Origin of the sequence: Cognatiyoonia sp. (assembly GCF_965661665.1) — a bacterium.
GTDB lineage: Bacteria > Pseudomonadota > Alphaproteobacteria > Rhodobacterales > Rhodobacteraceae > Cognatiyoonia.
In genome coordinates this window covers 34077-55892 of sequence record NZ_CBFIEO010000006.1, presented here as the reverse complement: position 1 = coordinate 55892, position 21816 = coordinate 34077, and the positions used below count along the sequence as shown (strand labels likewise).

The 21816-nt window shown below is 55.4% G+C and carries 27 protein-coding genes and 2 pseudogenes; 11 read left to right on the top strand and 18 right to left on the bottom strand.

Translation table 11 applies throughout. The annotated features are described in order from the left end of the window. Window positions 1-149: 149 nt before the first annotated feature. Window positions 150-824: a Crp/Fnr family transcriptional regulator gene (locus ACTF5F_RS05350; protein ID WP_438955847.1), complete on the bottom strand. Its 675-nt coding sequence runs from the start codon at window positions 822-824 to the stop codon at window positions 150-152. A gap of 91 nt (window positions 825-915) precedes the next feature. Here ACTF5F_RS05350 and ACTF5F_RS05345 point away from each other — a divergent pair, with 91 nt between their 5' ends. The 5 genes from ACTF5F_RS05345 (at window position 916) to ACTF5F_RS05325 (ending at window position 3943) form a co-directional block, all read left to right on the top strand. After that, the gene (locus tag ACTF5F_RS05345; protein WP_438955846.1) at window positions 916-1827 is read left to right on the top strand and encodes an MBL fold metallo-hydrolase; all 912 of its coding nucleotides are present in this window, start codon (window positions 916-918) and stop codon (window positions 1825-1827) included. Further along, window positions 1827-2768 (top strand): MBL fold metallo-hydrolase, encoded by a 942-nt coding sequence (locus ACTF5F_RS05340; RefSeq protein WP_438955845.1) that lies wholly within the window; start codon window positions 1827-1829, stop codon window positions 2766-2768. The genes ACTF5F_RS05345 and ACTF5F_RS05340 overlap by 1 nt, the downstream gene beginning before the upstream one ends. A gap of 109 nt (window positions 2769-2877) precedes the next feature. Next, the gene (locus tag ACTF5F_RS05335) at window positions 2878-3069 is read left to right on the top strand and encodes a YgaP family membrane protein (protein ID WP_438955844.1); all 192 of its coding nucleotides are present in this window, start codon (window positions 2878-2880) and stop codon (window positions 3067-3069) included. Window positions 3070-3101: 32 nt separating this feature from the next. Further along, on the top strand, window positions 3102-3308 hold the full coding sequence (locus tag ACTF5F_RS05330) for a hypothetical protein (RefSeq protein ID WP_438955843.1): 207 nt from the start codon (window positions 3102-3104) through the stop codon (window positions 3306-3308). 209 nt (window positions 3309-3517) lie between these two features. Continuing rightward, window positions 3518-3943, top strand: a complete 426-nt coding sequence (locus ACTF5F_RS05325; protein WP_438955842.1) for a rhodanese-like domain-containing protein — start codon at window positions 3518-3520, stop codon at window positions 3941-3943. On the opposite strand, the gene hemA is transcribed toward ACTF5F_RS05325, so the two are convergent. The 13 genes from hemA to ACTF5F_RS05260 form a co-directional block, all read right to left on the bottom strand. Next, a complete protein-coding gene (gene hemA / locus ACTF5F_RS05320) occupies window positions 3944-5161 on the bottom strand; it encodes a 5-aminolevulinate synthase (RefSeq protein WP_438955841.1) in 1218 nt (405 codons plus the stop codon). After that, window positions 5161-5592 carry a DUF302 domain-containing protein gene (locus ACTF5F_RS05315; protein WP_438955840.1) on the bottom strand — a complete coding sequence of 144 codons (432 nt, stop codon included), beginning with the start codon at window positions 5590-5592 and terminating at the stop codon, window positions 5161-5163. The genes hemA and ACTF5F_RS05315 overlap by 1 nt, the downstream gene beginning before the upstream one ends. A gap of 66 nt (window positions 5593-5658) precedes the next feature. Beyond that, window positions 5659-6924: an FCSD flavin-binding domain-containing protein gene (locus tag ACTF5F_RS05310; RefSeq protein WP_438955839.1), complete on the bottom strand. Its 1266-nt coding sequence runs from the start codon at window positions 6922-6924 to the stop codon at window positions 5659-5661. Between the two features lie 25 nt (window positions 6925-6949). After that, entirely contained in the window at window positions 6950-7642 is a 693-nt protein-coding gene (locus ACTF5F_RS05305; protein WP_438955838.1) for a c-type cytochrome, read from the bottom strand. A gap of 1 nt (window position 7643) precedes the next feature. After that, entirely contained in the window at window positions 7644-8966 is a 1323-nt protein-coding gene (locus tag ACTF5F_RS05300) for a c-type cytochrome (RefSeq protein WP_438955837.1), read from the bottom strand. After that, complete coding sequence (soxC, locus tag ACTF5F_RS05295) at window positions 8950-10215, bottom strand: sulfite dehydrogenase (protein WP_438955836.1); 1266 nt, start codon at window positions 10213-10215, stop codon at window positions 8950-8952. Before soxC ends, ACTF5F_RS05300 begins: the two co-directional genes overlap by 17 nt. Before the next feature lie 25 nt (window positions 10216-10240). After that, on the bottom strand, window positions 10241-11938 hold the full coding sequence (gene soxB / locus ACTF5F_RS05290) for a thiosulfohydrolase SoxB (RefSeq protein ID WP_438955835.1): 1698 nt from the start codon (window positions 11936-11938) through the stop codon (window positions 10241-10243). Between the two features lie 92 nt (window positions 11939-12030). Beyond that, complete coding sequence (gene soxA, locus ACTF5F_RS05285; protein ID WP_438955834.1) at window positions 12031-12861, bottom strand: sulfur oxidation c-type cytochrome SoxA; 831 nt, start codon at window positions 12859-12861, stop codon at window positions 12031-12033. Window positions 12862-12891: 30 nt separating this feature from the next. Continuing rightward, entirely contained in the window at window positions 12892-13221 is a 330-nt protein-coding gene (gene soxZ / locus ACTF5F_RS05280) for a thiosulfate oxidation carrier complex protein SoxZ (protein ID WP_438955833.1), read from the bottom strand. Between the two features lie 23 nt (window positions 13222-13244). Beyond that, window positions 13245-13667 carry a thiosulfate oxidation carrier protein SoxY gene (gene soxY, locus ACTF5F_RS05275; protein WP_438955832.1) on the bottom strand — a complete coding sequence of 141 codons (423 nt, stop codon included), beginning with the start codon at window positions 13665-13667 and terminating at the stop codon, window positions 13245-13247. A gap of 23 nt (window positions 13668-13690) precedes the next feature. Further along, window positions 13691-14146, bottom strand: coding sequence for a sulfur oxidation c-type cytochrome SoxX (gene soxX / locus ACTF5F_RS05270; protein WP_438955831.1), 456 nt, complete (start codon window positions 14144-14146; stop codon window positions 13691-13693). 145 nt (window positions 14147-14291) lie between these two features. Further along, entirely contained in the window at window positions 14292-14849 is a 558-nt protein-coding gene (locus ACTF5F_RS05265; protein ID WP_438955830.1) for a thioredoxin family protein, read from the bottom strand. A 17-nt stretch (window positions 14850-14866) separates the two neighbouring features. Next, window positions 14867-15607, bottom strand: coding sequence for a cytochrome c biogenesis CcdA family protein (locus ACTF5F_RS05260; RefSeq protein ID WP_438955829.1), 741 nt, complete (start codon window positions 15605-15607; stop codon window positions 14867-14869). A gap of 85 nt (window positions 15608-15692) precedes the next feature. Between ACTF5F_RS05260 and ACTF5F_RS05255 the strand changes: the two genes are divergently transcribed. From ACTF5F_RS05255 to galE, 4 genes and pseudogenes are all read left to right on the top strand, one after another. Continuing rightward, the gene (locus tag ACTF5F_RS05255) at window positions 15693-16055 is read left to right on the top strand and encodes a hypothetical protein (RefSeq protein WP_438955828.1); all 363 of its coding nucleotides are present in this window, start codon (window positions 15693-15695) and stop codon (window positions 16053-16055) included. Between the two features lie 6 nt (window positions 16056-16061). Further along, window positions 16062-16445: an ArsR/SmtB family transcription factor gene (locus ACTF5F_RS05250; protein ID WP_438955827.1), complete on the top strand. Its 384-nt coding sequence runs from the start codon at window positions 16062-16064 to the stop codon at window positions 16443-16445. Between the two features lie 38 nt (window positions 16446-16483). After that, entirely contained in the window at window positions 16484-17536 is a 1053-nt protein-coding gene (locus ACTF5F_RS05245) for a YeeE/YedE family protein (RefSeq protein ID WP_438955826.1), read from the top strand. A 46-nt stretch (window positions 17537-17582) separates the two neighbouring features. Then, window positions 17583-18560: pseudogene (gene galE / locus ACTF5F_RS05240) on the top strand (UDP-glucose 4-epimerase GalE); the annotation flags it as partial. A 14-nt stretch (window positions 18561-18574) separates the two neighbouring features. On the opposite strand, the gene ACTF5F_RS05235 reads toward galE, so the two are convergent. The 3 genes and pseudogenes from ACTF5F_RS05235 to gloA2 all read right to left on the bottom strand — a co-directional run bounded on the left by ACTF5F_RS05235 (window position 18575) and on the right by gloA2 (window position 19291). Beyond that, entirely contained in the window at window positions 18575-18721 is a 147-nt protein-coding gene (locus ACTF5F_RS05235) for a hypothetical protein (RefSeq protein ID WP_438955825.1), read from the bottom strand. Next, the gene (locus tag ACTF5F_RS05230; protein ID WP_438955946.1) at window positions 18679-18882 is read right to left on the bottom strand and encodes a hypothetical protein; all 204 of its coding nucleotides are present in this window, start codon (window positions 18880-18882) and stop codon (window positions 18679-18681) included. The genes ACTF5F_RS05235 and ACTF5F_RS05230 overlap by 43 nt, the downstream gene beginning before the upstream one ends. Further along, window positions 18879-19291: pseudogene (gloA2, locus tag ACTF5F_RS05225) on the bottom strand (SMU1112c/YaeR family gloxylase I-like metalloprotein). Before gloA2 ends, ACTF5F_RS05230 begins: the two are co-directional and overlap by 4 nt. A 112-nt stretch (window positions 19292-19403) precedes the next feature. Between gloA2 and ACTF5F_RS05220 the strand changes: the two are divergent. Together ACTF5F_RS05220 and ACTF5F_RS05215 are read left to right on the top strand one after the other, a co-directional pair. Beyond that, window positions 19404-19820, top strand: a complete 417-nt coding sequence (locus ACTF5F_RS05220; protein WP_438955824.1) for a VOC family protein — start codon at window positions 19404-19406, stop codon at window positions 19818-19820. A 41-nt stretch (window positions 19821-19861) separates the two neighbouring features. Continuing rightward, complete coding sequence (locus ACTF5F_RS05215; RefSeq protein ID WP_438955823.1) at window positions 19862-20767, top strand: DMT family transporter; 906 nt, start codon at window positions 19862-19864, stop codon at window positions 20765-20767. On the opposite strand, the gene ACTF5F_RS05210 is transcribed toward ACTF5F_RS05215, so the two are convergent. Then, the gene (locus tag ACTF5F_RS05210; RefSeq protein WP_438955822.1) at window positions 20764-21729 is read right to left on the bottom strand and encodes an NAD(P)H-binding protein; all 966 of its coding nucleotides are present in this window, start codon (window positions 21727-21729) and stop codon (window positions 20764-20766) included. The two genes, ACTF5F_RS05215 and ACTF5F_RS05210, sit on opposite strands and share 4 nt — an antisense overlap. Window positions 21730-21816 lie beyond the last annotated feature (87 nt).

Sequence of the window (21816 nt, the reverse complement as noted above, 5' to 3'; positions counted from 1 at the left end):
TCGCCCCACAGTAACGGCGACGATCTGTTCAAAGGGGTGGCGATGTCCTGTGGTGCATCACGGGCCACCGCGCCTGAGACCGAAATAGGTGAGGCGCCGCGCGGCTTCAGTGACAATGTCACCTTAGGAGGGATTCCTTGGAGTTTTTCTTAGTTTTCTGACAGCGCGCGCAGCGTCGCTTCATCAGAAATTGCAATCTTTCCACGGAATTGGGCGATCAGCCCCCGCTTTTGAAAATCATGCAGCACGCGAGAAATAACCTCCCGCGCGGTACCAAGTTCGCTAGCGATTTGCTGATGCGTCGCCGAAATCTCTGGCTTTCCGCCTGCCAAAGTCAGCAAACGTTCCGCCAATCGTACATCAATCCGGCCAAAAGCCACATCATCCACCACCCGCAACAGATCAATCAGCCGGCGTGAATAGGCCGCGAAAACGAAGGTGCGAAAGGCGGGTTCCTCTGCAACTAGGCGGTCGAAAGATGGTTTCGGCAAAACGACAACTCTGATGTCCGTCTCAGCAATACCTTCGGCGTTATAAGCCTCTTCCGCGAGCATGCAGGCCGTCGTCAGAACACAGCTTTCGCCTGCATCGACGCGGTAGAGCACAATATCGCGCCCACTATGTGAGGTTTGGGAGACGCGGATCGTCCCCTCATAGAGGAACAGCAGGCTGTCGGGCACATTGTCGGGTCCAAAGACCTGTTGGTCCTTTTTGTAGATGCGGGACTTGGCGACACCACGCAAACGGTGGCGCACAGTCTCAGGCAAGGATTTCGTGCCTTGAAACCGCTCCGTCCAATCGCCTGCTTTGGTCAACCCTTGCATTGCCGTTTCACACCTTCTACCAGTCGCTGTTTCTTGCCTTAGCCCTAAAATACATTCATATTCACATACGAGAATTTAATGGGAGGGTACCATGACCTTATCACGCCGCAACCTAATCCAAGGCGCCGCATTGGCCCCATGGTTTGGCATCCTGCCACGATTTGCAACGGCGGAGCTTGCCATCGGCTCGGCAACACTCACCACGTTGAGCGACGGAAGCCTGATGCTGCCCGGCGATTTCATTTTTGAGCCGATGCCAAAGGATGAGCTGGCCCCGATCTTGGCGGACTACAACCTGTCTGCAGAACGGTTGGAGCCTGAATGCAACCTCGCGCTCTACCGCGATGGTACGAATAACGTGCTCTTTGATGTGGGATCCGGTCCTGACTTCATGCCCACCGCAGGCATGATTGTCGACAGTCTGGACGCCATCGGCCTCGCGCCGGAGGATATCACCCATGTCCTCTTCACTCATGCCCACCCCGATCACATCTGGGGTCTGCTCGATGATTTTGATGAGCCGTTGTTTTACGACGCGACCTATATGATGGGCCTTGCGGAATGGGATTACTGGTGGAACCCTGAAACCGTCAACGCCATTGGGGAGGCGCGCGCCGCCTTTGCTGTTGGGGCCAAACGCCGGATGGAAGCCATCGAAGACACTGTTGTCCTTTTTGACGATGGTGAAGAGGTTTTGCCGGGCATCATGGCCACCGCCACATATGGGCACACACCTGGCCACATGGCTTTTGAAGTCCGCCAAGGAAGTGAGGCCGCATTGGTCGTGGGCGATGCGATTGGTAACCACCATGTCGCCTTCCGCAAACCGGAATGGGAAAGCGGGTCAGATCAGGACGCCGCTCAAGCCATCGACACCCGCAAAATGCTGTTCGACCGGCTGACCGCCGAACAGATGACATTGATTGGGTTTCACTTGCCAAACGGCGGCATTGGTCAGGTCGACCGTGACGGTGACGGCTACCGCTTTGTGGAGGCTGGCTAATGCGGTGGCTCATCGCCTTTATGCTCTTGGCGCAGCAGAGCATGGCGAGCGAGGATATCGCGGATCAATACCCTGCCTCCCCGCTCTACTCTAAGCCAATCGAAGTGATCCCGAATGTCTGGTCTGCGATTGGGGCGACCGCCCCACCGACCTATGAAAACACGGGACACAACAACAACCTCAGCTTCATCATCACGGGCGACGGCGTGGTCGTGGTGAACGGTGGCGCGGCCTACATCCTTGCCGAAGCGCTCCATGAGGAGATCAAAGCCATCACCGACCAGCCCGTCAAACTGGTGATTGATGAGAACGGTCAAGGGCACGCCATGCTTGGCAATTCCTACTGGGCGGAACAGGGTGTTCCGATCCTTGCGCATGTCGATGCCGCCCATGAATTTGAAGAGCGCGGGCATATGATCCTTGAAGGCATGAAGCGGTACAATCGCGACAAAGCCGAAGGCACGTTCCTGCAAGGCCCGACGGAGACGTTTGAAGACAAGCGCATCATCGAAATGGGCGACTACCGGATCGAAGTTCTATATCTCGGCCCTGCGCACGGCCCCGGTGACACGCAGGTCTGGTTGCCAAAACAAAGCATTGTGATCGCAGGCGACATAGCCTTCCACCAACGGATGCTGCCAATCTTTGAAGACACCATCGCGCTCGATTGGATCGAAACATGGGAAACCGCGTTCGAACCTCTCGGCGTGACCTACGTCATCCCAGGCCACGGCACGCCCACGAATATGGATCAGGTGCGCCGCTACACGCACGATTACCTTGTTTACTTACGCGAAAAAATAGGGGAGCATTTGGACAACGGCGGCGGTCTTGCGGACGCCTACTATGTCGATCAGACGCCCTATTCCCACCTAGACACATATGAAGAACTCGCCACCCGTAACGCTGGGCGCGTCTATGAACAGATGGAGTTTGAGTAATACAATTCTGCTTGAGAATGACAGTTAGTTGCACTGCTGTGTGACAATGTCACAGATGAAAAGCAGACCGCTTGCATGATTGCCGTATCTATTTCTTGGAAAGGAACACATGATGACACGCAATGTCGGAAATCTGGACCGGATCGCCCGTTTCGTTCTGGACGCACTCCTGATCGCGTTGGCTGCAATTAGAACAATTGGTGCTTGGGGCTATCTTGGGGTGATCTTTGTTGGCACAGCTTTTGTAAGCTTTTGCCCAATCCATCGGATATTTGGTCTGAAAACGTGTCAGGATTGCTAGGGCTTAGACGCATTCTATTGGCATTGGTGGTCATGGTTGGATCGACCTTGACTGCCCACGCGGAAACGCCAATCATCAGCGCCCCTGACGCCGCCCGTATGGTCGCATCGGGGGAGCTTGTCTTGCTCGACATTCGCCGACCAGCGGAATGGCAGGAAAGTGGTGTCGCGGAGGGGGCTTGGCCCGTCTCGATGCACACACCCGCATTCGCAAGTCAGCTACAAGCGATCTTGGAATAATATGATCCCTTTCAAATCGCGCTGATTTGTGCCACCGGGGGCCGCACGGCATATGTCACCGAAATCTTTGAACGGAATGGGATTAAAGGTGTCGCAGATGTCTCCGAAGGAATGTTTGGAAATGGCCACGCGGTTGGGTGGCTGGAACGTGGTCTTCCGGTGATTACGCCAGAGCAATCCCAAGCACTCTACATCGCGGCCCAAGAAGAATGGAATTAATTCTTATGCGCCTCATCGTCGCGATGCTACTCACGCCACTGGCAACGCTCGCTCTTGCCGATCCTGTCCAAGACGCGATGCAAGACTATTCAGAATTTGCCACCTACGACGCAGGGATCATCCGCCCCGAACAATTGACGGAGGAGATCTTCAACGTTGTGACCTTTATCGACACGCGAACGTTTGAGGAGTTTGAGCAAAGCACAATCCCCGGCGCGCAGCATATCGAATGGCGGGACATCTTCAGTCAGATCGACGCGGTTCCAACAGACAGCAAAGTTGTCCTTTTTTGCAACACAGGGGCCTTATCCGCACAAGCCTTGTTTGGATTGCGCGTATTGGGACGTGAAAACGTCCTTGTGCTGCAATCAGGATTCAATGGTTGGCGCGAAAACACAGCCTATAAGCCTCAATAGCTACTGCGCCACCATAAGTTTACGGGCCAGCTCACATTGGGTCCAGAGTTCTTCGAGCGCTGTCAGCAATTTTTCGATATCCGCCGCCGTATGAACGGGTGACGGTGTGATGCGCAAGCGTTCAGTCCCTTTGGGCACCGTCGGATAATTGATCGGCTGAATATAGATCCCGTAGTCCTTCAACAACGTGTCAGAGATGAATTTACATTTCATCGGGTCACCCACCATCACAGGGATGATGTGGCTTGGGTTGTCGATGTGCGGCAGCCCGATGGCATCCAGCCGTTCGCGTACCTCGGCCACGCGGACCTGCTGCGCTGACCGCTCAACACCGCTTTCTTTCAAATGGCGGATCGAGGCGGCCGCGCCAGCCGCAACAGCAGGTGGGAGGGCTGTTGTAAAAATAAACCCGCTCGCGAAGGAGCGGACAAAATCACATAATTCGGCGGAGGCGGCGATGTAGCCACCGACAACGCCAAAGGCTTTGCCAAGCGTACCTTCAATGACGGTCAGGCGATCCATCAGACCTTCGCGTTCCGCGATACCACCACCGCGTGGACCGTAAAGCCCAACCGCATGCACCTCATCAAGATAGGTCATCGCGCCATACCGATCGGCAAGGTCGCAAATCTCTTTAATCGGGGCGATATCCCCATCCATCGAATAGACGCTTTCAAACGCAATCAGCTTTGGCTGGTTCGCGGGCAGTGCCGCCAGTTTCGCCTCCAGATCGGCAAGATCGTTGTGCTTCCAAATGAGCTTTTGCGCGCGAGAATGGCGAATGCCTTCGATCATGGAGGCATGGTTCAAAGCGTCCGACAGAACGACACAGTTCGGAATTTTTGAGGCCAAGGTTCCAAGTGCCGCCCAGTTGGACACATAGCCTGAGGTGAACAGAAGTGCTGCTTCTTTGCCGTGCAGATCGGCCAGCTCTGCCTCCAGCAACACATGGTCATGCGTTGTGCCAGAGATATTGCGCGTGCCGCCAGCCCCGGCTCCTGTGCGGTCCAGCGCATCATGCATCGCGCCGATCACCTTGGGATGTTGACCCATCCCAAGGTAGTCGTTCGAACACCAGATCGTCACATCGCCTGGGCCATTGTGACACGTCGCTGACGGGAACGCCCCACGGTGACGTTCCAGTTCCGCGAACTCGCGATAGTTACCTTCCTGCCGAAGATTGGAAAGTTGTTCGGCAAAGAATGAGGTGTAGTCCATTAAAACGCGCCTGCCTCTTCAACGATGTCTTGGAGCAAGTCCTCGACCTGCTGCATCGCGCCATCTGGGTAACCGCGGTGGCCAATCATGACCTCCCCGTCCACCTCGGTCACAAAGACACCATAAGGGCAATGCTGAATGTTTGCGGGATCGGCTTCCATCACAGCGCGGGACACCACGGCGGAGCAGAACAGAAAGATATCTGCCTTCTCAAAAATCGCCGTATCGCTGCCGACGTCTTCGCCCGTCCGATTGAGCATGTCACCCACATGGCTGACAAAATCGATAACAAGGCCACGCCCTACGATCACGGTTTCAACCGCAAATGTTGCATCCTCGAAGGAGCCATCGAAGGGCGTCAAGATCGGGCTTTCGGACTGTCCTTGTGTCGCGAATGAGCACAGTGCCAACGTTAAGAAAGCTTTCTTCATCTTGAGTTCCTTCATTTTATGTCTCGGGCCGCACTGCAGCCCGAGACGGTTCACTGCAGGGCCGGATTAGCCAAACATGTCTGCGGTGATGCCAGAGTACCAACCCTCTGACTCTTCATAAGTCGCTTGGCGCACCTCTGCGGTTTCGCCTGTCGCGGAGATGAAGCCATCCACTTTTGCGATTTTCTCATCTGTTGCTTCGTATGTCGCACCAACCTTTACACCGTCGTTGGTGTTGATCAGCGACCAGCATGTGTTTGAGAATTTCGCTGGGAAGACACGGCTGCCTGTCAGGGCCCCGCGAACAGCGTTCGCACAGACCTTCGCCTGACTGTTGGCAGAGAAGCCAGATTTCGGCATGTCGCCCTGTTGGGACGAGTCACCCAGCACATAGACATCAGCGTCCGCTTTGGTGGACATGTCGATTGCGTTCACGGGCGCCCAATTGCCATCGGTCACGCCTGCAAGGTCAGCGATCCGTCCAGCTTTCATCGCTGGGATAACGTTACAGACGTCGACATTGGTGACTTCACCGTCGATCGTGACCGTCATCGCAGATGGATCAACCGACACATTGCCGCCACCGAAGTCCGCACCGATCCAGTCGATCATGCCTTCGTAGTGGTTCGCCCAACCTTCCTGGAAAAGACCCATTTTGGAGAATTTCTCCTTCGGGTCAGCCACGATGATTTTGGCTGTTGGATTGTTCTCTTTCAAGTAGTGGGCCACCATCGACACCCGCTCATATGGCCCAGGAGGGCAGCGGTAAGGGTTCGGTGGGGCAACCATCGCGAATGTGCCGCCTTCTGGCATCGCCATCAGTTGGGCTTTCAAAAGCTCAGTCTGCGATCCTGCTTTATAGGCATGCGGCATCGCGTTTTGGGCGGACAGATCCCAACCTTCAACGGCCCCGTCCACAAAGTCGATACCAGGGCTTAGGATCAGCTTGTCGTAGGACACTTCACCGCCACCAGCAAGGCTGACAGTTTTCGCGTCACGATCAACGCCGACAGCCCAATCATGCACAACGTTAACGCCGCTTGCGGCAAGACCACCGTAGCTATGGCCGATGTCCTCGATCTCTTTGAACCCGCCAAGATACAGGTTCGAAAAGAAGCAAGTGTAGTAGGTCCGTGTGGGTTCAATCAGCGTGACCGCGATATCACCGTTGCTGTCATTGGCGATGTAGCGCGCAGCGGTCGCACCGCCTGCACCGCCGCCAACCACAACAACATGCGGTTTACCGTGCCCTGCCGCGTAGGACATTGGCGCAGCCAATGTTGCAGACGCGGCAACGGATGTTCCCAAAAACTTTCTTCGGTTGAATGACAATGTTCTTCCTCCCTAATGACGAAGCCTAGTTTTCTAGGTCTTCAAAATAAGCGGCCAACGCCGCAATCTCTTCATCGTTCAATCGGCCTGCAATCAGTTGCATGACCGGATTGTCTCTGTTTTTGGTGCGATAAGCGTGCATAGCGGTGACAAAGATGTCGGTGCCCAAACCAACGACATTGGGGATGCCGTCATCACCGCCGCTTGCCTGATGGCAAGTCTTGCATTCACTGGCGAGGTATTCGCCATATTCAACGTCACCCACGATTGCCAAAACCTCCGGCGCGACCATGAAGCCTGCTTCTACTGCTGCAGCCTCAGCCCCTTCTGAGAACGTACGCAGATAGGCGATGACGTTGGCACGGTTTTCGGCATCCGGCAGTCCGCGGAACGCCATGCGGTTCCCTTTCAGATACTCGCGCGGGTTTTCGAGAAAGGCATCAAGGCTCGCCTCATCCCAAACCGCACCGCTTTCACCCGCTACTTTGAACGCATTGGAATAGCGGAAGCCTTCAACCCGCCCGACGTGCGCCCCGACCACTCCGGTCAGGACAGGCCCTGCACGATTAACGGCATCGTCGCCAATCATGTGACAGCTTGAGCAGCGACGGAAAACCTTCTGCCCCTCATCAGGATCGCCATGACCGTCCGCCGAAGCAAGGCTTGCCCCACCTACGAACGCCAGAACAACGCCGAGATATGAAAGCGTTGACCGCACCCTATTCACCTGCCGCCTCGAGGTAGGCAATGAGGGCCATCTGATCTTCTTCAGATGGAAGTCCGCGGAACGCCATCTTGGTGCCTGCGAAGTATCCCCTCGGATCGGCGATGAAGGCCGCAAGGCTCTCGTCGTCCCAAACACGGCCTTCATCCGCCGCGGCTTTGAAGACGTTGGAATAACGGAACCCGTCCACGCCCCCGATGGTGCGCCCGATGATGCCGTTCAATTGTGGACCAGACCGGTTCGTCGCCCCTGCCCCAACTTGGTGGCAAGAGGAACAGCGTTTGAAAAGCTTTTCACCAGCCGCAGCAAGCGCAGCACCGTCATCAGCCTCAGTCGACGCTTCAACCACTTCTGCTTCGGCTTCTTCCTCCACAGGCTCTGGTGCCGAGACTGGGATGAAAGACGGACCATCGACCGTAAACGATGGCAGCTCTTCCCCAGCCGCGTGGTTCATGACGGAGTTGCTGCCGCCTTCAATTGGTGTTTCAACCAAAAAGACGGAGCGCATAGTGATATCTACCTGCTCTTTACAGTCGCTCATGCAAGGCTCCGCGCGCCATTCAGCATACTCAAGCTCGGGCCGGTCATCGACGACAAAACCATCGGAGTTATGCATCTCGACTTCGGTGAAGTTCTCATGACTGAGTTCGAAGTCATCATCGACCATGTCGTTAGAATACAGAATGTAAGCTACGATCGCGTAGGTCTCATCCGGTGTCAGCGTGCCCGCTTCACCAAATGGCATGGAGCGATAGATGTAATCCCACGCCGTAGAGAGATGCGGCCAGTAAGACCCAACTGTTTTTACGGGATCTTCATCTGCCAAAGTGTCAAACCCGCCTGCCAGAACAGGCCAGTTGTCGACACCTTCTGCAAAATCACCGTGGCATGATGCGCATTTTGCAACGAACACCTCTTCACCGGTCCAAACGTCGCCACTGCCTTCTGGCAAACCACGACCGTCCGGCAGGATATCAACGTCCCACGCTGCAATTTCTTCTTCCAATGCTGGGCGACCAAGACCATAGCCCACTTCGGTCACAGGCGCGGGTGCGGTCAAATTGCTGCCGCTGGCCAAACGCTCTGCTGCGGCGGCCTGCACTTCAGCGATTTGAAGCTCAAGCTGTGTCGCACGCTCTGCTTCCATCGACAGTTTTTCGTTCGCAGAACTGGCGTGGCCTTCGACCTGATGAATGCGGGTTTCCAACTGCTCAATGCGGTCGGCCGCATAGTCGCGGGACGACAAGCCGTAAGCCAAACCAAGCACCAGCGTGGTACCGCCCAGTGCGGGGAGGATTAGATTAGGAGACTTCGACATTCTCGGCGATCCCTTCTGCGCTGACGTACCAAGTTTGTATGCAGTTATTGTGATAAACGGCGTTCTCACCGCGCTGCTCACGCAGCTGTTCTTTTGTGGGTTGGACGTATCCGGTTTCATCCATCGCACGGGCCTGAAGCAGCAACGGCTTTCCGTCCCAAACCGTATCCAGATAGAAACGGGTCAAAGCTTTGGTATCGCCTTGCTTGCCCAAACGGGCGGTTTCCCACGTGATGCCGCCGTCCTTTGAGACGTCCACACGGGTAATCTGCCCGTGGCCAGACCACGCCAGACCGGAGATGACCAAGGGCCCTGTGCCGTGTGTGATCGGCATCTGCGGGCTCGGCGACGTGATGACGGATTTTGCATCCATTACCCATGTCCACTTGCGCGCGGTGCCATCCTCATAAACATCGGTGTATTTTGAGGTTTCTTCACGGCTCTCAACCGCGCGATCGACAACTTCGATCCGGCGCAGCCATTTGACCCACATGTTGCCTTCCCAACCCGGAACAACTAGCCGAACAGGATAGCCATGCTCCATCCGCAGGGCTTCGCCGTTGGCCTTAAAGGCCACCAGAACATCGTCCAACGCCTTCTCCATAGGGATTGACCGACCGTTGGAAGAGGCATCCGCCCCTTCAACATAGACCCATTTATCGGCAGAGATGTCGGCACCCGCTTCTTGCAACAACGCGCGAAGCGGAACGCCGGTGTATTCCATGTTATGGATCATGCCGTGGGTGAACTGCGCACCGTTGAGCTGCGCACCAGCCCATTCCATGCCCGTGTTCGCGGCACATTCGCAGAAATAGACATGGTTTTCGCGTGGGAACCGCTCGATATCCTCGTAAGTAAAAACCAGAGGTTTGTCGACCAAACCATTGATCATCAACCGATAATCTTCTTTGCGCAGTTCAATCGCGCCAGAGTGATGACGCTCAAAAGCGCAGCCTTGCGGCGTGATCGTGCCATCGAGCGCATGAATGGGTGTGAAGTTGATGGACGAGATTGGTGAAGCCGTCAGCCATTCCACATTGCGGCGCACGACATGGCGTTCGAATTCGATGGGTAAGCCATAAGGCACCTCATCGACGCCGACGCCCGTGTAGGACGCCCAATCCTGAAGCTCCATAATCAGCGGATCCGGCGTTTGTTGAGCGGCGGCGGCACCTGCGACGGTGCCTGCTGCCATTGCTGCGCTGCCCCTTAAAAAGGCCCGGCGCGAAGGTGTGAACTTTTCATCCATGATGAAGTGTCTCCAAACAAAAATGCTAGACGCCGATGACTTCGACGCTGTTGTTTTCTTGAACTGTGACCGTACCGAGTTTGCGGATGTGACTTTCGACGACATCCCAGATTTGTGGGCCCTCGGTGTCAGGATTGACGCTCGCCCATCCCGCAACAACGTAAGACCGCGACGGGTCGATCGCCTCACCCGTGCTCAAAAGCGTCAGGTTGGTGATCCGCTCCCCTTGGGGTTTTGACACGTCGATGGTGTAGCCAAGCCCACCAGTACGCACCATATCGCCGCCCTGCTGATAGTAAGGATCAGGGTTGAAGATGTTGTCGGCGACATCCTCCAGCACGACCTTCAGGAATTCCCCTGTCATTTCAGTGCGATAGGCTTCTCCGTATGTCATGGAGGTCACGCCGAAAATATCTTCCCGCGTGATGTCCTGACCGGGCACCAGTGATGGTCCCCACCGGACGCCAGGGCTCAAAGCAATCTCTGCATCGCGTTCGCTTAGAAGCGCGTCGCAAATCAGATCATCCCAAGTGCCGTTGAAGTTGCCACGACGGTACAGAAGGCTATCGGTTTGACCGATCACCTCTGACATCTCAGCCTCGAAAGGCGCGCGTTCTGCATCGATCACAGCACGGGTTTCCGCATCGGGTGTAATCACGTCAGAGAAGATCGGGATCAGCTTGGTGCGATACCCCATCATCCGACCGTCCCGAATGTCGAGGTCAACACGGCTGACAAACTTGCCGTTGGACCCAGACGGCACAATGATCGTCTGCCCAACGAGCGCAGGCTCCGGCAGGGCGTCATGCGTGTGACCCGACAGGATCACATCAATTCCAGGAACCACACTCGCCATCTTCTTGTCGACGTCAAAACCGTTGTGGCTCAGCACGACAACACATTCAGCACCGGCGGCGCGTACCTCATCCACCATCGCGGCCATGTTCTCATCCCGGATGCCAAAGGCATATTCAGGGAACATCCAACCGGGGTTGGCGATGGGCATATAAGGGAAGGCTTGACCGATCACGGCAATCTTGGTGCCGCCCCGTTCAAACATCCGGTAAGGCGCGAAAAGCTCTGCTGGTTCGTCCCATTCGGCGTCAAAAATGTTCTGGCCAAGCGCATCAAACGGCAACTGTTCCAACAGTTCGGTCAGGCGGTCGCTGCCCAGCGTAAACTCCCAATGGAAGGTCATCGCATCGGGCGCCAACATGTTCATCACGTTGAACATGTCCTGCGCACCCGTTTTCAAACAGGTGTAAGAGCCGTGCCACGTATCACCACCATCGAGCAAAATCGCGTCAGGCCGATCCGCACGGATCGCCTTGATGACAGTCGCCACGTGGTCCAACCCGCCGACGCGCCCGTAAGCCTGCGCCAGAGAAGAAAAGTCGCCAGAGGACAGCGCATAATGGCTCAGGGTGCCATCGGCGATGCCATAAAGCTTGCGGAAATCGGCGCCGGTCACATGTGGCACCTTTCCCTTATTCTCCCCCACCCCAAGATTGACAGAAGGCTCACGGAAATAAATCGGGTTCAACTGACCATGAATGTCAGTGATATGGATCAGCGAGACATTCCCGAAGGTGTCAAACTCAAGCAGTTGATCCTGCGTCAAGGTTTGCTGCGCGGCAAGTCGGGCCCAGTTACCAAAACCTGATGCACCGACGATGGCGGAGGCGGCCATCCCTACTTGAAGAAAATCCCGACGGGAAATCATGCTAAGTTCTCTCCTTTAGACATATGCGCATAATTGAATATTTTATTCGGCAGAAAGGCCCAGTACGAATGTCCGAGCCTGACTTTGTTTGATTAGTTGCGAACGGACGGTGTTTCGACGACCAGTCCTGCACCGCGCGAAGCGATGTAAAGCTCAAGTGCTTTGAACTCATCCCCACCCTCGGCAAATGGCGTCGCACGAATGTTGCTCATGCAACCTTTGAAACGACCGTGGATCGAATTGAGTTTCGCGTTCTTCAAGCGATACGTTGGGAAGCCGTTGATCTGTCCTTGACTCAGGTGGTCTGCACGGATCATGACACCATAGTTATCTTCGTGACAATTGGCACATGCCATATCAAGTTGACCAACCCGTTGATAATAAATGTCTTTACCCTGCTCCCAGAACGCAGCGGCCTCCCCATCGATCTGAACATCAATTGGCATACCGCGCGACTGCAGACCGATCAAACCGGTCATGGCTGTCATCTGCGATCCGGACCATTTCCAAGGCTCAGCACCCATATGCTCCACACGGCTGCGGTTGATGAGATCTTCCAACGTCACCAACTTGCCGTCTTCCACGCGCGGGAGGGAGGCGCGGAGACCAACAAATTCTTCGACGTCAGAGTGGCAAGATGAACAGGACTTCCCTTCTGATCCATCCACCGCATCCCAAAGATCAATCGCCTGATCGATGAAGATAAAGCCCGGATTGTCGAAATCATCCATCTGCAGTGCTTGCGTTTCCGCAGAACGGAACCGCCAGCCTGAATAGATCGCATCGACAAACTCCATATGCTCCGGCGCGCTGGCTTCGGTCAGGATGGCATCACCGTTTGTCATCAATGCGCTGTCGTCCTGTGCAAACGCAGTGGACCCCAAAAGCATCGTTCCAATCACGGCTTTGACTATGGTTTTCATATGACGACTCCTCCCAGTCGATTGAGGTATTTAGGATACCTCGATTGATTTCGCGTCTTCGTAGACAGACCCGTCGTCGTCGTACCAAGTGAACTTGAATTCGCCGCTCTCTGGCACAACCGCATCAAACTCAAAGAATGGGTTTGTCGAGATTGCAGGCTCAATAGTGACGTCGATGACGTTCTCACCGTTAAAGTCGACAACAAAGCGATTGATGATGGACCGTGGGATCACGTTGCCATCGCCATCTTTGCGCTGACCGCTTTCCATCTTGTGGCTGATAAGCGTCTTGATTGTGATTGCTTCACCGGCTGACGCTGTTTTCGGGACCCGTACACGGGGTTTAACTCCACTTGCCATTTTCTTGTTCTCCTAAACTTTGGTTAGCCGCCACAGCCGCCGATTGTGACTTTGACTTCAGACTTCGCCATCTGGAATGAGCCGTCTTCCATCTTCGCAACTGCAACAACGTTTTGCGTCTTTGCCAGACGGATACGGGTTGCCGCGCTGCGGGATGCGCTCAATGGGCCAAAATTGAAGGTTGCCACACTCGGGACGGGGTTGCCGTCGGCGAACAATGTGATTGCGACCGCACCAGGTGCGACTACGCTAATTGGAACCGTGTTGCCGTTCTCTGCGATTTCAGGCGCCGTGAGTGTAATTGCGCCCTCACCCAAATCAGCACCACCTGTCAGCGCTGCAATCGCGTCATCTGTCGCGCTTGCAAAAGCAGGCAGACCGGCCAAAGCCGACGCTGCGAATACGCCTGTCCCGATCGTGAGAACTTTGCGTCTTGTAAGATCCATGATTTTCTCCTTGTCCCCTGCCCTTACTCGTAGGTCAGGGTCTGTAAGTATGCGACAACGTCTTCTACTTGTTGCGCCGAGAGGATGGTTTTCCCCTCAAATTTCTTCAGCGTCCGCGTGTAGCCCGCATTGCGATAGAAGGACGGCATGATTGTATTTGGGAACATTTCTTTAGAGTTCGCCACAATCCCACGTAGTTCCGCCGTGGACCACCGCTCTGCCACGCCATCCATGGGCGGGCCAACTTCGCCGTGGAAGCTTTGCTCGGACCAGTCTTCGTTCATGTGACAGGCCAAACAGTTGCCAAGCTTACGATTGGCAAAGACATCGCGCCCGGCTACGGGATCACCCGCCACACCTGTTAGCGACTCTTCGACTGCGCCGTCTGTGAACACAACTTGCATTGGAGAGACCGGTTCAGCGGTCGCTGCTGTGACGCCAATGCCCATCGCTGCTGCGAATAAAATAAAGCGTTTCATTGTTCCTCCCTTAGGCGAGTCACTGCCCGTCCTTGTTCGGTAGACTATTGGATACGGAGCTTTGATTGCAACAACAAATTCAACTACTTGAATTTTAAGATATGTTGCAAGTGCAGAAAATGGCCGCTGCAGCGCAGCCAAATCCCTAAAGCTGCTCTTCCAACATACGCGCGTGGTACTTCTGAAACGGCTCATCAGTAAGGTAGCCTTCCTCAACAACCCAAGTCAGCATGTTAAGCGTTGTCCACTTGCCAAACGCGCCCGGCATATGCGCGACGGCGGCTTGTGTGGCTGTCATGCTAGGATCAACGTCTTCTGGGAAGAAATAGATGCTGGGTGTGAACAACGACCCCCAACGCCGCACCATTTCCTTTTCCGGCAGTGTCATCCCGTCAAAGTCCGTCACTTCAACATCACCAAACATATTGATCTGAACGACAAAGAAATTGTCGTGGATGTACTGGTCGATCTCAGGCACGACGAAGACTTCCTCGTGCATCTTCTTACAATATATACAGCCACGCTGTTCGATGATGATCATCAGGCCCTTGCCCTCGGCAGTCGCTTCTTCAAGGTCTTCGCCCAAATCCTTGAACGTCTCGCGCATCCAGTCGGCTTTGTGCAGGCCGTCGTCGCCAAGCTCAGCCGCCGCCAATGTGTTGGAGAAAAGCACCATAGTCAGAAATGTCAGAATACGTTTCATATCGAAACCTCCTTGAGTTAGCCGATGTTGCTGAACCATGAAAAGTTCTCGAGCATCCAAAAGCCGATGACATTGATAGAGTTGGTGGCGATCAGCAGCCCGAAGATGATGAGCAGCACACCCATCAGTTTTTCAATCAGGCCCAGATGCCTGCGGAACCGCGCCATCCACCGCATGAACGGACCGATAAAGAATGCGGCCGCGATAAATGGGAGTGTCATTCCTAGGCCGTAAGTGAAAAGGAGCATCGCCCCCTGCCCTGCGGTGTCCTGCCCCGCAGCTGTGAACAGAATCGCGGCAAGGACCGGCCCCACGCAGGGCGTCCACCCAAAGGCGAAGGCCAAGCCGATGACATAGGCCCCCACAAAACTGACGTTTGAGGTGTTGCCCGCATCTGCACGGAATTGACGGTAAAGAAACCCGATCCGGACCACGCCCAAGAAATGCAGACCCATCGCTATAATAACCGCAGCGGCGATCCAGCGGAGCACATCAAAGTATTCACGCACCATCGAGCCAAAGACCGTCGCGGTCGCCCCCAACCCGAAGAAAACCGTGATCACACCCAAGGCAAAGCAAATCGCTGACACGAACGCGCGCATCCGAATGGCACGGGTGATCTCAGCCTCTCCCGAGATTTGGTTCATGCCAACACCCGCCAAATAGCTTAGATAAAACGGCACGATCGGCAGGATGCAGGGCGACAAGAATGACAGCAAACCTGCAATCAACGCCCCAAAGAACGTAACATCAAACATGGTGGTTGCGCCTCTTGCCTTGAGATATTCAAGAATTAGATTATGATAAAGTGATGAAACCCGTCAATCGAGGTTGAGTTTGAAAATGCTCAAAGCACTCGCCGTTTTACTGATTGGAGTGATCCCGATGACCGCCTTGGCGGACCCGCAACTGCTGATGGCCGAAGAATACGGCTGTTATTGGTGCGAAACATGGAACGAAGAAATCGGGCCAATTTACCCCAAAACAGTCGAAGGCAAAGCGGCACCACTTCTTCAGTACAACATTCACGGTGACGCGCCGGATGTGGAGTTCGCCAAGCGGGTTCATTTCACACCTACATTTATTCTTGTCGACAACGGGCAAGAACTTGGCCGGATCGAAGGATACCCGGGCGAAGATTTCTTTTGGGGATTGCTGTCGATGCTTTTCGAAAATGCCAAAATTTCCTTGGATCATGGGAGTTAACAACTTATGTCCCAACTCATGACAGCGCTGATTGATACCCAAGGGGAAACAGACTCCCGACTGCCCGTCTTCGACGCCAACATGTGCGCCGAGGATATGGACGCAATGATGGAGAACGCGCAGCGCGCGTCCAACTTTCTCAAAGCGATCAGCCACGAAGGTCGGTTGATGATTTTGTGCCATCTGGCCACGGGTGAGAAATCAGTGATGGAACTGGAGGAACTGTTGTCAGCGCGTCAAGCGGCCGTGTCGCAACAGCTGTCGCGGCTCCGGCTCGAAGGGTTGGTCACACCCAGACGTGATGGCAAAGCCATCTACTACAGCTTGACAGATAACCGCCCAAAGCAAATCATGGAGGTCGTCTACGACCTGTTCTGCAGGAAAGACTGACCTGACGCATCGCCAGCGTTTGGTCCGGGAGGGAACAAATGCTGGAAACTCTGGGAGAGGCCAATATCGCAGCACTCATCGGCTTGGTGGGTGGCATCGCGCTTGGTCTTGCCGCGCGCGTTGGCCGCTTTTGTACGCTGGGCGCCATCGAAGACACACTTTATGGCGCGGATGACCGACGCATGCGGATGTGGGGTATTGCGATTGCAGTCGCCATCATCACAGTGCACGTCGCCCTGTACCTTGGAAATTTTGACCTTTCACAAACCGCCTATCTCGACCGCGTTTGGAACCCCTTGGGTACGATCGTCGGTGGATTGATGTTTGGCTATGGTATGGCACTCAGCGGTAACTGTGGCTACGGCGCCTTGGCGCGGCTTGGCGGCGGAGATTTGCGATCTTTCGTCATTGTACTCGTCATGGGGTTATCCGCCTATTTCGTCATGTCCGGCCCCTTGGCCCATGCGCGGGTCTGGCTGTTTCCAGTGGAAGAGAATGCAACGTCCCCGCAAGGTCTCTCACAGCTCTTTGCACAAATGGGCGTCGCCCCGCTTGTGACCGGATTGGGCGTTGGGCTCGTCATGCTGGCCGTTGCGCTGTCCAGCGCAGAGATGCGCCACTCTCCCAAACACATGGTCTGGGGTGCTGTCGTAGGACTTGCCATCGCATCCGGTTGGATCGGCACCTATTGGGTCAGCGTTAACGGGTTTGAGGCGGAGCCTATTGAGACCCACACCTTTGCCGCCCCCATTGGTGACACGATCTTCTATTTCATGACCGCCTCGGGCAATTCCCTATCCTTCAGCGTCGGCTCCGTCCTCGGTGTGGTCATTGGGGCAGCCCTTGGCTCCTATTCCAAAGGACACTTCCGCTGGGAAGCCTGCGAAGACCCCCGCGAATTGCGCCGCCAGATCTTTGGCGCAGCTCTGATGGGTCCAGGGGCGATCCTGGCGGTTGGATGCAGCGTCGGTCAAGGCATCTCCGCCTTTTCAGTATTGGGGTTCAGCGCGCCCGTCGCCTTCATCGCGATCTACATTGGCGCGGCCATCGGGCTCAGACAATTGATCACTGGCTTTGCGCCCGCTGAATAGGTATCAGTCCCCCGTTTGGTAGCGTATCGGGCGGAGTTTGAACCAAGTGGCAGATCAACAGACTATTTTGATCATCGGCGGGGCGGGCTACATCGGCTCCCACACAACATTGGCGTTGAACGAGGCAGGTTACAAAACTGTCGTTTACGACAATTTTTCAACCGGCCATCGCGACACCTGCTTCGGGGCAGCGCTTGTCGAAGGGGAGCTGTCGGACCGCGCATCACTTGAGGCGACGCTGATAACCCACAATATCGACTGCGTGGTGCATTTCGCCGCTCTGATAGAAGCCGGTCAGTCCGTCATCACCCCGCTGCCGTTCTTTGAAAACAATGTCGCGGGCACGCTAACCCTGCTTCAAGCGATGGAAGCCACGGGTGTGCGAAAGCTCGTCTTCTCCTCCACCGCCGCGGCCTATGGCAACAACACCGACGTGCCACTTCTGCATGAGCGGCTGCACCGCGCACCGATCAACCCTTACGGCGACAGCAAAGTGATGGTTGAGATGATGTTGGAGGCCTGCGTCCCATCCCAAGGCTTACAAGCGATCGCGCTGCGCTATTTCAACGCCTGCGGCGCCGATCCCCAAGGCCGTACGGGTGAAAGACATGACCCCGAAACCCATCTAATCCCGCTTGTGATCCAAGCCGCGCTTGGCCAACGCCCTGACATCAAGGTTTTTGGAACCGACTACGCGACACCCGACGGCACCTGCATCCGCGACTATATACATGTGCGCGATCTCGCTTCCGGCCATATCGCGGCGGTGCAAAAACTTCTGAGCGAAGATCAGGCAGGGTTCACTCCGATCAACCTTGGCACCGGATCAGGCCTCAGCGTGCGAGAGGTTGTGCACGCGGTCAAAAGCATTTCAAACCAGCCATTTGATGTCATTGAGATAGACAAACGCCCCGGTGATCCGGCGACATTGGTGGCTGACGCCACCCGCGCCAAGCACATTCTAGGCTGGGAGGCCGAACACAGCGGGATCGAGGAAATCGTCCGCGACGCTTGGCTGTTCCATAAATCGCAAGAGGACTACACCTCGATATCGAGCACCAAAATGCCGTCGATCACTCCGACCGCATTGGCAACCAATTGCGACCCCAAGGCTTGGTGAACGGCGCTCTTTGCATAGGTCTTCAGCGCGTCCCAACTTTCGAAATCAATCGTGAAGCCGTACATATAGCCACGCTCGATTTGTTCTGGGCTCTCTGACCGACCACCGACGACACCATTGGCCCCGGCAAAACCTCCGTCAGGGCTTGCCGTCCGAAATAAATCTCATTGATCGCATCTTCTGACGTGCCATCTTTGAATTTAGTCAGAACAATGTGTCGGATCATGCTTTGCGTCCTTCGTCTTGTGTAATTGCGTAAAGTTCTATCGATAGCGCGTCAGGGTCCGCAAAAAATGTGAAACGACCACCTGTCAAAGTGTCACATCGGATATTTTCTACTGCAATGCCAAGCGTCGGCAGACGGTCCACCTCCGCATCCAGATCATTAACCGAGAATGCGAGATGCCTGAGACCACAGGCTTCTGGCCGCGTTGGTCGCGCGGGCGGGTTCGAAAACTAAAGAGCTCCAGCTGACCGTTTTCAAGCGCAAGGTCGAGCTTCCAGGATGCCCGCTCTTTCCGATACGTCTCCGCCAAAATCGGCAAACCGAGGACTTCTGTGTAAAACGCCTTGGACCGCTCACAGTCGCTGACAATCAGCACAACGTGATGAAGGCGTACGGTCCCAAGAGGCATACCCCCGTCTATCCAATGACACTTTCCCAAGCGACCGCAATTTTGCGACTGCCCCCGATCCGCGTTTCGCAGTATGGTTTTGGGCAACAGTCGACCGACGGGGACCTTACACATGAAATTGGAATTCCATCACATCAACTTCGTCTCACGCGATGTGGACGAGATGCATGATTTCTATACCAACGTGCTTGGCCTTGATGACATTCCGCAAGACAACTTCCCAAGGACTGAAGCTGAAGGCGAAAAAGGCTTCGATGGGAAAATCCGATTTGCCACCGACAACACCATGCAGATGCATCTGGCGGAGCGTGACCTGACCGTCGCCTTTCGCAACGGCCACACCATCAATCCGGTGGATCAGGGCCATATCGCGTTTCGCACCGATGACCTTGCCGCCTTCCTCAAAATCCTCGACGAAAAGGGCATCCCCTATTCCGACTATGGCAATGCCTTTTCAAAAGAATGGCATCAGGTATTCTTCCAAGACCCCGAAGGCAACGTGATCGAGGTGCATCAGCAAGTCGCCTAAGCGTCTGGACATTCGCCGCCCAACGCGATCAACCTACCGCCATGTCTTGGTTGGCCCAGCTACAAACATCGCCCAAAGCGGCAAGCATCGGCATCGTGATCGGGGGCGCTCTGTGGGGCCTATTCTGGCTCCCCATTCGCGCATTTGAGGAGTTGGGCTTCACCGGCGCGTGGCCGGGTTTGATCCTTTATATCTCCGCCCTTGCGCTGCTTTTGCCACTGGTTCTGATCCAACGCCATCCTGTCAGCCAACTGGGCAATCTGGCGCTCGTGGGCTTACTCACAGGCACCGCGTTTTCCTTCTATGGCACGTCGATCATCCTCACCGACGTGGTGCGCGCGCTGCTTTTCTTCTACCTTACCCCCATTTGGGGCACTGCGATCGGCGTGCTGTTTCTCAGCGAACGCCTGACCGCCGCGCGGATCATCGCAATTGTCTTGGCGCTCACCGGCCTTCTCGCCGTGATTGGTTTTGGCAGCAGGTCTGCGATCAATCTGGGCGACGTGTTGGCGCTCGCCTCCGGCATTTGTTGGACCATCGGCACGTACAAAATCTACCAATTGGAAAAAACACCACCGCTGCACCTGTCCTTCGCTTTTGTAACTGGCGCGGTCCTTGTGACCGTCGTCACGCTCCTCATCGGCGGGGCTTGTTTGGGCGGCACGGCGGAGATACCAGACCTCTCCGCCCTCTGGCCCGTCCTGATCCTCACCGGCCTTTTCGCGTTGCCGATGATCTACCTCACCATTTGGCCCGCGAAAGTGCTGACACCTGGCCGTATTGGAATCCTGCTGATGAGCGAAGTTTTGGTGGGCTTCGGGTCCGTCGCCCTGCTCGCCGGTGATCCGTTCGGCTGGATCGAGGTGTTGGGCGCAGTCCTCATAATCAGTGCCACACTGGTCGAACTGCTCGGCAACAGAGCAACGCCCGAACGAGCCATCAGCTAGAACATCGCGTGCTCGCCCAGATCAACTGTTGTCCGCCCAGCGACCAAATCCGCATAGTGCTGTTGCAAAGTGTCTGAACCCGTCTCCAGCGTAGCATCCGCATCATAGCGACCCGCCTTAGCATCATAGACCAGCATCGACTCCGTCGCGTAATAGCGCCCGATCTTCGCAAGCTCCGCCTTGTCGCGGGCACGGCCACTGACGAGACCCGCAAAGCTCAATAACCCGATGATGGCACTTATCATGGCTATGGGCACACGCCGCACCTTCACAGGTTCGCCCAAGACGTTTTCCAACATTGCCACTTGATCCAGCGGCGTGATCGCAGGCCCCGGTCCACCAATGGGCAGAACTTGGTTTTGCAATTCATCATCCCACAAACACCGCACCATGTATGCAGCCAGATCGCGATCACTGATCGGTTTGCACGCGGTCAGCTTTCCTTCGCGAAACACAAGAAACGGCTTGCCCGCCCGCACCCGCGCCACCTGCCCCGACAGCGATTTGAAATAGGCCGTGGGCCGTACGATGGAATAGCGCAGGACGCTTTCTTTCAAACGCGCCTCAAACTTCAGCTTGGCTTTTTGAAACGCCAATTTCGGCCGTTGCACACAAATGGCAGACAACAGCACAAACTGCCCAATCCCCCGCGCTTTAGCGAAAGTCAAAATTCCCTGATGCGCGTCATGATCAATCGCCCAAGCATCACTTGGCACGCCCGTCCGCGATGCAAGGCAAGAAATCACCGCATCATAGGGCCGCACGGGGATATAGTGATTCAGGTCGTCCAGCTTTGTCACATCCGCCGCGACAAACCACGCGCCCTCAATCGGTGTGCGACCGACAACGGTGACATCATGGCCCTGCACCAAAAGCTCCGCCAAGACAGCACGCCCTATTGTCCCCGTCGCCCCGAAGAGCAGGACCGATCGCGAAACGGAATGAGGCGTGCCTGTCGTCATTACCAAACGGGCTTACCACTGTCGTGCCGCTCAGAAAATGACCAAATGCGCGATTTCAAATCAAGTAAGCCGGCGGAACAAAACGGA